We start from the raw sequence: 11008 nt of genomic DNA on the forward strand, positions 1-11008 counted from the left end.
GCTGGGCCTCGCCCTCATTCTCGAGGTCCTTGTTGCCGACGACGCTGCCGACGGCTTCCTTGGCCAGGCCTTTGGCGCCTTCAACAACGCCCTTCACACCCTCTGCAGGCCCACTCTTGTTGTCGTCCGACATGGAGTCCCCTCTCATTGGCTCAAGTCAATGAGCTAGTTTCACGAGCACCGGCACGTCGGTGTGCCGGGTTGGATGCCGCCCCGTTGGCAAGAATTTGCGCCGGGCTTTTAGCACCGCACGTGTCGCATTCCCCAACTCCGGGATGGTCAAACTCGATTGCGCTCCACGCACGATCGCCTCAGCGGCGTCGTTATCTCCGCGCAGGTAGACGGACCGGCGTGGCGCTGTGACGGTGAACACCCTAGGCAGACAACAACGCGGTTTTCACCCACGGAACGGGCCGGGAGGAAAAGTGAAGTCCAGGAAGGTCATCCGTTGGCCGGCGGTCGTCGGCACGGGCATCGGCGGTCGACTGACATCGACGCAGTGAACCGGAGCTTGCCGTGACCTCGCCGCCAAGCGGGCGGCCGACCAAGTGCGGGGCCAGGGGAGAGTGCGAGGCAACCAGCCCAGTCTCGGGACGCGCGCCTTCGCGATAGGGCAGGATGGGACGTGCTATTTCGGGGGTTAGCCGGATGGCACCCTCCCATGCGAGGAGTCTGATGACGGAGCAGGAGCCGACGAACACCAACGGCGCCCACGCATTTTCACCGGACAACCGACCCCCCAGCGACGACTCGGCGAGCCGCGCCAAGTACACGCGGGTGGTGCTCAAACTCGGCGGCGAGATGTTCGGCGGCGGCCAGGTAGGCCTGGACCCCGACGTGGTTGCGCAGGTCGCCCGCCAGATCGCCGAGGTGGTCCGCACCGGCGTGCAGGTCGCGGTGGTGATCGGCGGCGGCAATTTCTTCCGCGGCGCCCAGCTCCAGCAGCGCGGCATGGAACGCACCCGCTCCGACTACATGGGGATGCTCGGAACAGTCATGAATAGCCTTGCACTGCAAGACTTTCTGGAAAAGGAAGGCATCGTCACCCGGGTTCAGACGGCAATCACCATGGGCCAGGTCGCCGAACCATACCTCCCGTTGCGAGCCGTGCGGCACCTGGAGAAGGGGCGGGTGGTGATCTTCGGTGCCGGCATGGGGCTGCCGTACTTCTCGACGGACACCACCGCCGCACAGCGGGCGTTGGAGATCGGCGCCGAAGTAGTCTTGATGGCCAAGGCGGTCGACGGGGTGTTCGCTGAAGATCCGCGAGTCAACCCGGGGGCCCAACTGTTCACGGCCATCACCCACCGGGAAGTCATCGACCGCGGGCTTCAGGTGGCCGACGCCACCGCATTCAGTTTGTGCATGGACAATCGCATGCCGATTCTGGTTTTCAACCTGCTGACCGATGGCAATATCGCTCGGGCCGTCGCGGGTGAGAAAATCGGAACACTGGTCACCAGCTGAAGGGAGGAGCGGCGCAGAAATGATTGACGAGACTCTCTTTGACGCCGAAGAAAAGATGGAAAAGGCCGTGTCGGTGAGTCGCGACGACCTGTCGACGATCCGGACCGGCCGGGCCAATCCCAGCATGTTCAACCGGATCAACATCGACTACTACGGTTCGGCCACCCCGATCACCCAGCTGGCCAGCATCAACGTCCCGGAAGCGCGGCTCGTGGTGATCAAGCCCTACGAGGCCGGCCAGCTGGGCAATATCGAGTCGGCGATTCGCAACTCGGACCTGGGGGTGAATCCCACCAACGACGGGACGCTGATCCGGGTGGCGGTACCCCAGCTGACCGAGGAACGGCGCCGGGAGCTGGTCAAGCAAGCCAAAGCCAAGGGCGAGGACGCCAGGGTGTCGGTGCGCAACATCCGCCGCAAGGCGATGGAGGAATTGCACCGCATCCGCAAAGACGGCGAAGCCGGTGAGGACGAGGTCTCGCGCGCGGAGAAGGATCTGGACAAGGCCACTCAGCAGTACGTCACCCAGATCGATGATCTGGTCAAGCACAAGGAAGGCGAGCTGCTGGAGGTCTAGCGGCCGCCCAGCAGACGACGTCCGTGGCAGAGACCGATACCGGCGCAGACACCCCGGCCGAAGGCTCGGTACACCGGCCTCTGCGAAAAAAGTCCCGGGCGGGCCGCAACCTACCGGCGGCGATCGCCGTGGGCGCAGCCCTGGCCTTCACCATCGTCGCGATCTTGATTTGGGACCGCTACCTCTGGGTTTTCCTGCTTGCTGTCGCGATGCCCGTCGCCACTCACGAGGTCGTGCGCAGGTTGCGCGAGGCCGGTTACCTGATCCCGGTCATCCCATTGCTCGCCGGCGGCGAAATCATGATCTGGCTGGCCTGGTACCAGCATGCTTACGGTCTGTTGGCAGGCTTTGGCGTCACCACGGTGGCCTGCATGTTCTGGCGGTTGGCGCTCGGCACCACGTCCGCGCCGGACGGGTCTGCCGATTCGCCGTCGGGAAACTATCTGCGCGACGTGGCGGCCACTGTCTTCCTCGCCGCCTGGGTGCCGCTATTCGCGTCGTTCAGCGTGCTGCTCGCCTATCCGTCGGACGGCTCCGGCCGGGTGTTCTGCCTGATGATCGGCGTCGTCGCATCCGATGTGGGCGGGTACGGGGTCGGCGTGCTGTTCGGTAAGCACCCGATGGTCCCGTCGATCAGCCCGAAGAAGTCATGGGAAGGCCTGGCCGGTTCGCTGTTATTCGGGATCACCGCGGTCACGTTGACCGCGACCCAACTGGCCCACCGGCCGGTGTGGGTCGGCCTGCTGCTCGGTCTGACGATCGTGGCCACCGCAACGCTGGGTGACCTGGTGGAATCGCAGATCAAACGCGACCTGGGCATCAAGGACATGGGCCGGATCCTGCCCGGCCACGGCGGCCTGATGGACCGGCTGGACGGGGCGCTACCATCGGCGGTCGCCACTTGGACCGTCCTGACCCTGCTGCGCTGAAGTCACCCGATCATGAAGCAGGAGTTGGTTTTCGAAGCGCCGCGGCGTGCGCTGCCGCCCCGACACTTGGCCGACCTCGACGAGCCCGGCTGCGCCGAGGCCGTCGCGGGGCTGGGTCTGCCGCCCTTTCGCGCCAAGCAGCTGGCCCATCAGTACTACGGCCGTTTGATCGCCGACCCGCAGCAGATGACCGACCTGCCGGTAGCGGTCCGCGGTCAGGTGGCCGAGGCATTGTTCCCGCCGCTGCTGACCGCAGCCCGCGAGATCACCTGCGACGCCGGTCAGACCCGCAAGACACTGTGGCAGGCCGTCGACGGCACCACGTTCGAGTCGGTGCTGATGCGCTACCCGCAGCGCAACACGGTGTGCATCTCGTCGCAGGCGGGCTGCGGCATGGCGTGCCCGTTCTGCGCCACCGGGCAGGGTGGACTGACCCGCAATCTGTCGACCGCGGAGATCCTGGAGCAGGTACGCGGCGCGGCGGCGGCGCTCCGCGACGAGTGGGGCGACCGGTTGTCCAACGTCGTCTTCATGGGGATGGGGGAGCCGCTGGCCAACTACGCCAGGGTGCTGGCGGCGGTCCGTCGCATCACCCAACAGTCGCCGAACGGTTTCGGCATCTCGGCGCGGTCGGTGACGGTGTCGACGGTCGGTTTGGCGCCGGCCATCCGCAAACTCGCCGACGAACGGCTCGGCGTCACGTTGGCGCTGTCACTGCATGCCCCCGACGACGAATTGCGCGACACCCTGGTGCCGGTCAACAACCGGTGGAAGGTCGGCGAGGCTCTCGATGCCGCCCACTACTACGCGGAGCAGACCGGTCGGCGGGTCTCGGTGGAATACGCGCTGATCCGCGACGTCAACGACCAGCCGTGGCGCGCAGACCTGCTGGGCAAGCGGCTGCATCGCGCGCTGGGCCCACTTGTGCACGTGAATCTGATTCCGCTGAACCCCACGCCGGGCAGCGACTGGGATGCCAGCCCGAAAGCCGTTGAACGAGAGTTCGTTCGACGGGTCCGTGCGGCCGGTGTTACCTGCACGGTGCGTGACACCCGTGGACGTGAGATCGCCGCCGCGTGTGGTCAGCTCGCGGCCGAGCCGCCTACCTGAGCCAGCCGCGCCGACGGCCCCACCAGTCGCGCACCAGGAAAAAGGCGGCTAACAGTGCGAAGCCGATCACCCACAGGTCCTCGACGTGGCCGACATGGTTGCCGTCCAGGAAGGCCAGCAGCAGAACGATGCTCAGCAGGCCGGTGAGATGCCAATTGCGGTAGTTGATCTTGCTCCAGCCCCAGTCCGCCGACGGCACGTCAGCGACGTCAACCCCGTCGGAGCGCTCCACCTCGGTACTGGCCACGGCAAACTCCTCGGGTCGGGATCGGGATGCCTGCACATTCTGGCATATCGAGATTCGCCGGGCGCGCCGGTGGCGCGGCACAATGAGTGAGTGTCCACTCGCCGCGTCAAGACTCTGGTGCTGGGCAGCACCGGCTCCATCGGCACCCAGGCGCTCGAGGTCATCGCCGCCAACCCAGACCGCTTCGAGCTGGTAGGGCTGGCCGCCGCGGGCGGTCACCCGGACCTGTTGGCCCGGCAACGCAGCCAGACCGGCGTGACCAACCTCGCGGTCGCCGATGAGCGCGCCGCCCAGACGATCGGCGACGTCGCCTATCACGGACCCGACGCGGTCACCCGGCTGGTCGAGAACACCGAGGCCGACGTCGTGCTCAATGCGCTGGTCGGCGCGCTGGGGCTGCAGCCGACACTGACCGCGCTGGCCTCGGGGGCCCGGCTCGCCCTGGCGAACAAGGAATCGCTGATCGCCGGTGGCCCGCTCGTATTGGCCGCAGCCAAACCCGGCCAGATCGTGCCGGTCGACTCCGAGCACTCCGCGCTGGCGCAATGCCTGCGTGGCGGTCGGGCCGACGAGGTCGCCAAGCTGGTACTCACCGCTTCCGGCGGGCCGTTCCGCGGTTGGTCGGCCGCGGACCTCGAGCGCGTCACACCCGAGCAGGCCGGCGCGCACCCGACCTGGTCGATGGGGCCGATGAACACGTTGAACTCGGCATCGCTGGTGAACAAGGGGCTCGAGCTCATCGAGGCGCATCTGCTGTTCGGCATTGCTTACGGCCATATCGACGTCGTCGTGCACCCGCAGTCCATCGTGCACTCGATGGTGACGTTCACCGACGGCTCGACGATCGCGCAGGCCAGCCCGCCGGACATGAAGCTGCCCATCGCGCTGGCGCTCGGCTGGCCGGACCGAGTGCCCGCCGTTGCCGCCGCTTGCGACTTCTCCACCGCGTCGACCTGGGAGTTCGAACCGCTGGACGACCGGGTTTTCCCGGCCGTCGCACTGGCCCGGCAAGCTGGGGAGACGGGCGGCTGCATGACCGCCGTCTACAACGCCGCCAACGAAGAAGCCGCCGAGGCGTTCTTGGCCGGCCGGGTCGGTTTTCCAGCGATCGTGCGAACAATCTCCGATGTCCTGAGCGCCGCCGACCGGTGGGCCGCAGAACCCGCTACCGTGGAAGACGTACTCGACGCGCAGCGCTGGGCCCGTCAGCAGGCCAAGCGCCTAATTGAGCGGGCCACACAGGAGGTTCTACCAACTCGATGATGTTCGTTATTGGCATCGTGCTGTTCGCGCTCGCCATCCTGATATCGGTGGCGCTGCATGAATGTGGCCACATGTGGGTCGCGCAGGGCACCGGGATGAAGGTGCGCCGCTACTTCGTGGGCTTCGGCCCGACGCTGTGGTCGACTCGCCGCGGCGAAACCGAGTACGGCCTCAAGGCCATCCCGGCCGGCGGCTTCTGCGACATCGCCGGCATGACGTCGGTCGAAGAACTGCAGCCCGACGAGCACGACCGGGCGATGTACAAGCAGAAAACCTGGAAGCGCGTCGCGGTGTTGTTCGCCGGGCCTGGTGCGAACTTCGTCATCGGCCTGGTGCTGATTTATGCCATCGCGGTCATCTGGGGTCTGCCGAACCTGCATCCCACCGCGGTGATCGGCCAAACAGCTTGTGCCGCAGCAGAAACCAAACAGGGCGACTTCGAGAAGTGCACGGGTGCCGGGCCGGCGGCGGCCGCCGGGATCCGGGCCGGCGATGTGGTGCTCAAGGTCGGCGACGCACCGGTGACCGACTTCTCCGACATGGCCGCCGCGGTGCAGAAGCTGCACGGCACCGTCCCGGTCGTGATCAAGCGCGACGGCCAGACGATGACCAAATACGTCGACGTCACCCAGCGGCAACGCTGGGTGAACGACGGCAAGGGCGGCACGAAGCCGGCCAACATCGGCGTGATGGGGGTCGTCGGCAGCCAGGCCGGGCCGAGCCACTACAACCCGATCAGCGCGGTGCCGGCCACCTTCACATTCACCGGGAATCTCACCGTGCTGCTGGGCAAGTCGCTGGTCGCGATTCCGACCAAGGTCGGCGCGCTGATCCACGCGATCGGCGGCGGACAGCGTTCGCTCGACACCCCGATCAGTGTCGTAGGCGCGAGCATCATCGGCGGCGACACCGTCGACCACGGCGTGTGGATGGCCTTCTGGTTGTTCCTGGCGCAGCTGAACTTCATCCTCGGGGTCATCAACTTGGTGCCGTTGCTGCCGTTCGACGGTGGGCACATCGCCATTGCTCTGTACGAGAAGCTGCGCAATGTGATTCGGTCGGCCCGCGGCAAAGTCGCCGCGGCGCCGGTGAATTACCTCAAACTGATGCCGGCAACCTACGTGGTGCTGGTTCTGGTGGTCGGTTACATGCTGTTGACGGTGACCGCCGATGTGGTCAACCCGATCCGACTGTTCCAGTAGGGCCGACCGGCCCGTTTGAATGTGAAAGGGAGAGAAGGCAAACAGTGACCACAGGACTGGGTATGCCGGCGGCCCCGGCACCCACGCTGGCGCCGCGTCGCAAGACCCGCCAGTTGATGGTCCGCGATGTCGGTGTCGGAAGCGATCACCCTATTTCGGTGCAGTCGATGTGCACCACCAAAACTCACGACGTCAACTCGACCCTGCAGCAGATTGCCGAGCTGACCGCTTCGGGCTGCAACATCGTCCGAGTTGCGTGCCCGCGTCAGGAAGACGCCGACGCGCTGGCCGCGATCGCCAAGAAGAGCCAGATCCCGGTGATCGCCGACATCCACTTCCAGCCGAAGTACATCTTCGCCGCGATCGACGCCGGCTGTGCCGCGGTGCGGGTAAATCCCGGCAACATCAAGGAATTCGACGGCCGGGTCGGCGAGGTCGCCAAAGCCGCTGGGGCGGCGGGCATTCCGATCCGCATCGGCGTCAACGCAGGCTCGCTGGACAAACGTTTCATGGAGAAGTACGGCAAGGCAACGCCCGAGGCGCTTGTTGAGTCGGCGCTGTGGGAGGCCTCGCTGTTCGAGGAGCACGGCTTTGGCAACATCAAGATCAGCGTCAAGCACAACGACCCGGTGGTGATGGTCGCGGCCTACGAGCAGCTTGCCGCGCAGTGCGACTACCCGCTGCATCTCGGTGTCACCGAGGCCGGCCCGGCCTTCCAGGGCACCATCAAGTCCGCGGTCGCGTTCGGCGCGCTGCTCTCGCGCGGCATCGGCGACACCATCCGGGTGTCGCTGTCGGCGCCACCGGTCGAGGAAGTCAAGGTCGGCATCCAGATTCTCGAGTCGCTGAACCTGCGGCCACGCGGATTGGAGATCGTGTCCTGTCCGTCGTGCGGCCGCGCCCAGGTCGACGTCTACACGCTGGCCAACGAAGTCACCGCCGGTCTGGACGGACTCGATGTTCCGCTGCGGGTGGCCGTGATGGGGTGCGTCGTCAACGGGCCGTGGGAGGCACGCGAGGCTGACCTCGGCGTCGCCTCGGGCAACGGCAAAGGCCAGATCTTCGTTCGCGGCGAAGTGATCAAGACCGTGCCCGAAGCGCAGATCGTCGAGACGCTGATCGAAGAGGCAATGCGGTTGGCGGCCGAGACCGATGCGGGACCAACGGCGAGCGGTTCGCCGGTTGTGACCGTAAGCTGACAGTGGCCTAATCGGGCCGCGTATCCGTCGCAGAAAGAGTCACTATGTCGGCTCCCCCCATCCGCCGCATGGTCGGCGAGCGACGGGTGTCGGTAGTGCGAGACGGCGCCGCGGTGCGCCGCGTTTTCGACGATGACCCGGTCGGCTCGTGCATGGTCGCCGCGCGGGTCGCCGATCATGGCTTGGACCCCAACTCGATTGGCGGGGAGCTGTGGACGCGCCGCGGGCCTGAGGAGTCGTTGTGTTACGCGGGCGCCAACCTCATTCCGCTGCGCGGGCGACTCAACGACATGTATGCGTTCGCCGATGCCGCGTTGACCGGTTCGCGGCGATGCTCGTCGCTGGTCGGCCGGGCCGAGTTGGTGATGCCGATGTGGCAGCGCCTCGAGCCGGCCTGGGGCCCGGCGCGCGATGTGCGTGACCGTCAGCCGCTGATGTCGCTGACCACGATGCCGACCTGTGCGATCGATCCGGGTGTGCGACAGGTCAAGGCCGACGAGCTCGACAGCTACCTGGTGGCGGCTGTCGACATGTTCATCGGCGAGGTGGGCGTCGACCCACGACTCGGCGACGGCGGACGCGGCTACCGCCGACGGGTTGCCGGACTGATCGCGGCCGGACGCGCGTGGGCCCGTTTCGAGAACGGCGAAGTGGTCTTCAAGGCCGAGGTCGGATCGCAGTCGCCGACGGTCAGCCAGATCCAAGGGGTGTGGGTACATCCCGAGTGGCGGGGCCGAGGCCTGGGCACCGCGGGGACCGCGACGCTGGCGGCGGTGGTCGTCGGCACCGGGCGCATTGCCAGCCTGTATGTGAACGATTTCAACTCCGTCGCGCGGGCAACCTATGAGCGCATCGGCTTCACCGAGGTCGGCACTTTCGCCACCATATTGCTGGACTGACCGGCGCAAGTTTTCGCGTAACAATTCCGTCTCGGTGCGCCTACGCCGGACTTGCTGATTTGTTTCTTAACATCAGCCACAATGGCAACAAGAATCACAGTGGCATCAGCTGCCACGTTCGGCGTCGTCTTGCTTGTCACGACGGCCACGGTCTCGGCGTGCACTCCGCGGCCGGAAGGGCCCGCACCGGCGGCCCAACGCTTCTTCGCCGCGTTGGCCACCGGCAACACCGCGGCGGCTGCCGAACTCAGCGATAACCCCAGCGATGCACGCGAAGCGCTCAACGCGGCGTGGGCCGGACTGCAGGCCACGCATCTGGACACCCAGATCCTCGGCTCGAAGTACACCGAAGACACCGGCTCGGTGAGCTACCGGTACACCTGGCATCTGCCGAAGAACCGGACCTGGACTTACGACGGCAAGCTGAAAATGGCTCGCTACGAGGGCCGTTGGCAGATCCGCTGGAACAGCACCGACTTGCATCCGCGCCTCGGCGAGCATCAGACGCTGGCGCTGCGGGCCGACGCCCCAAAGCGTGCGTCGGTGAACGAGGTTGGCGGCACCGACGTGCTGGCGCCCGGCTATCTGTACCACTACACGCTGGACGCGTCCCAGGCCGGCGCCTTCCTGATCAGCACCGCACGATCCGTGGTCGACGTGCTGCACCCGTTCGACGACACCCTCAACGATCCGCAGCGGCTGGCCGAGCAGGCCAGCGGCACCGGCAAGCCGGTGGATCTGATCACGCTGCGGGTCGATGACAACAACCGGATCGCTCCGGCGCTCGGCAGCCTGCCCGGCGTGGTGATCACCCCGCAGGCGGAGCTGCTGCCGACGGACTACCACTTCGCGCCGGCGTTGATCAACCAGGTGAAAAAGGCGGTGGTCGACCAACTCGACGGCCAGGCGGGCTGGCGGGTGGTCAGCATCAACCAGAACAACGTCGATCTTGCTGTGCTGCACGAGGTCGAACCGGCGCCGGCCCCGTCGGTGTCGATCAGCCTGGACCGGGCGGTGCAGAACGCCGCTCAGCACGCCGTCGACAACCAACGTCGTCAGGCGATGATCGTCGTGATCAAACCGTCGACCGGGGAGATCCTGGCCGTCGCACAGAATTCCGCGGCCGACGCACTGGGCCCGATTGCCACCACCGGGCTCTACCCGCCGGGGTCGACGTTCAAGATGGTCACCGCGGGTGCGGTGCTTGAGCGTGATATGGCAAGTCCCAACACGCTTTTGGGCTGTCCCGGACATCTCGACATCGGACAGCGGGTCATTCCCAACTACGGGGGATTCGACCTGGGCACGGTGCCGATGTCGCGGGCGTTCGCCAGTTCGTGCAACACGACCTTCGCCGAACTGGCCAGCCAGATGCCGCCGCGCGGGTTGACGCAGGCCGCCAACCAGTACGGCATGGGGCTGGACTACCAGATCGACGGACTCAGCACGGTCACTGGATCAGTGCCGCCGACAGTCGATTTGGCCGAGCGCACTGAGGACGGCTTCGGCCAGGGCAAGGTGTTGGCCTCTCCGTTCGGCATGGCGATGGTCGCCGCCACCGTGGCCGCCGGAAAGACGCCTGTCCCCAGGCTGATTGAGGGACGGCCGACCCCGATCACCGGCGACACCACGCCGATCAGCGAGAAGATGATCGAAGGTCTGCGCCCGATGATGCGCCTGGTGGTGACCAATGGCACCGGCAAGGAGATCGCCGGCTGCGGCGAGGTGTACGCAAAGACCGGTGAGGCCGAGTTTCCCGGCGGCTCGCATTCCTGGTTCGCGGGCTACCGCGGCGATCTGGCTTTTGCTTCGCTGATCGTCGGGGGAGGCAGTTCGGAGTACGCGGTGCGAATGACCAAGTTCATGTTCGAGTCGATGCCCGCTGACTACCTGGCCTGAAAGCCGTTCGGCAGTAGTGCCTTTGACATGGAAAGCCTGTGGCCTGGACGCGAGGGGCGCCCAGGCCACAGGGATTTGTTCGCCGAGCTAGCGGACGCCGGGGGCTCCGGGATTCGCCGAGCTGGCTCGACGTTTGGCGTCAGAACCGGTGGGGCCGGTGCCCCCCACCCCACCGGTTCAGACGGCCACCTCAAAGAGGTGGATCAGAACTGCTGC

Annotated in this window: 10 protein-coding genes; 9 read left to right on the forward strand and 1 reads right to left on the reverse strand. The window is 66.3% G+C overall.

The annotated features are described in order from the left end of the window. Positions 1-675 precede the first annotated feature (675 nt). Genes pyrH through rlmN form a run of 4 tightly spaced genes read left to right on the forward strand, consistent with a single transcriptional unit; the run spans position 676 to position 4083 of the window. Positions 676-1467 (forward strand): UMP kinase, encoded by a 792-nt coding sequence (pyrH, locus tag WAO18_RS11715; RefSeq protein ID WP_422206450.1) that lies wholly within the window; start codon positions 676-678, stop codon positions 1465-1467. A gap of 19 nt (positions 1468-1486) precedes the next feature. Further along, a complete protein-coding gene (gene frr / locus WAO18_RS11720) occupies positions 1487-2044 on the forward strand; it encodes a ribosome recycling factor (RefSeq protein ID WP_422206451.1) in 558 nt (185 codons plus the stop codon). Between the two features lie 23 nt (positions 2045-2067). Next, positions 2068-2973 (forward strand): phosphatidate cytidylyltransferase, encoded by a 906-nt coding sequence (locus WAO18_RS11725; RefSeq protein WP_422206452.1) that lies wholly within the window; start codon positions 2068-2070, stop codon positions 2971-2973. Between the two features lie 12 nt (positions 2974-2985). Next, complete coding sequence (rlmN, locus tag WAO18_RS11730; RefSeq protein ID WP_422206453.1) at positions 2986-4083, forward strand: 23S rRNA (adenine(2503)-C(2))-methyltransferase RlmN; 1098 nt, start codon at positions 2986-2988, stop codon at positions 4081-4083. Here the strand turns inward: rlmN and WAO18_RS11735 are convergent. Then, entirely contained in the window at positions 4076-4330 is a 255-nt protein-coding gene (locus tag WAO18_RS11735) for a DUF2631 domain-containing protein (RefSeq protein ID WP_422206454.1), read from the reverse strand. The two genes, rlmN and WAO18_RS11735, sit on opposite strands and share 8 nt — an antisense overlap. 90 nt (positions 4331-4420) lie before the next feature. Between WAO18_RS11735 and dxr the strand changes: the two genes are divergently transcribed. From dxr to WAO18_RS11760, 5 genes are all read left to right on the forward strand, one after another. Next, positions 4421-5593 carry a 1-deoxy-D-xylulose-5-phosphate reductoisomerase gene (gene dxr, locus WAO18_RS11740; RefSeq protein WP_422206455.1) on the forward strand — a complete coding sequence of 391 codons (1173 nt, stop codon included), beginning with the start codon at positions 4421-4423 and terminating at the stop codon, positions 5591-5593. Next, positions 5590-6795 (forward strand): M50 family metallopeptidase, encoded by a 1206-nt coding sequence (locus tag WAO18_RS11745; RefSeq protein WP_422206456.1) that lies wholly within the window; start codon positions 5590-5592, stop codon positions 6793-6795. The genes dxr and WAO18_RS11745 overlap by 4 nt, the downstream gene beginning before the upstream one ends. A gap of 44 nt (positions 6796-6839) precedes the next feature. After that, positions 6840-7994, forward strand: coding sequence for a flavodoxin-dependent (E)-4-hydroxy-3-methylbut-2-enyl-diphosphate synthase (ispG, locus tag WAO18_RS11750; RefSeq protein WP_422206457.1), 1155 nt, complete (start codon positions 6840-6842; stop codon positions 7992-7994). Between the two features lie 44 nt (positions 7995-8038). Then, entirely contained in the window at positions 8039-8893 is an 855-nt protein-coding gene (locus WAO18_RS11755; RefSeq protein ID WP_422206458.1) for a GNAT family N-acetyltransferase, read from the forward strand. 81 nt (positions 8894-8974) lie between these two features. After that, positions 8975-10792, forward strand: a complete 1818-nt coding sequence (locus tag WAO18_RS11760) for a penicillin-binding transpeptidase domain-containing protein (protein ID WP_422206459.1) — start codon at positions 8975-8977, stop codon at positions 10790-10792. Positions 10793-11008: the final 216 nt, after the last annotated feature.

Origin of the sequence: Mycobacterium sp., assembly GCF_049278535.1 — a bacterium.
GTDB lineage: Bacteria > Actinomycetota > Actinomycetes > Mycobacteriales > Mycobacteriaceae > Mycobacterium.

What these genes read in the sequence shown, in the direction of transcription:
- WAO18_RS11760 (WP_422206459.1), top strand. Translation starts at nt 8,975, where the DNA reads ATGGCAACAAGAATCACAGTGGCATCAGCTGCCACGTTCGGCGTCGTC.
- WAO18_RS11755 (WP_422206458.1), top strand. Translation starts at nt 8,039, where the DNA reads ATGTCGGCTCCCCCCATCCGCCGCATGGTCGGCGAGCGACGGGTGTCG.
- rlmN (WP_422206453.1), top strand. Translation starts at nt 2,986, where the DNA reads ATGAAGCAGGAGTTGGTTTTCGAAGCGCCGCGGCGTGCGCTGCCGCCC.
- pyrH (WP_422206450.1), top strand. Translation starts at nt 676, where the DNA reads ATGACGGAGCAGGAGCCGACGAACACCAACGGCGCCCACGCATTTTCA.
- WAO18_RS11745 (WP_422206456.1), top strand. Translation starts at nt 5,590, where the DNA reads ATGATGTTCGTTATTGGCATCGTGCTGTTCGCGCTCGCCATCCTGATA.
- frr (WP_422206451.1), top strand. Translation starts at nt 1,487, where the DNA reads ATGATTGACGAGACTCTCTTTGACGCCGAAGAAAAGATGGAAAAGGCC.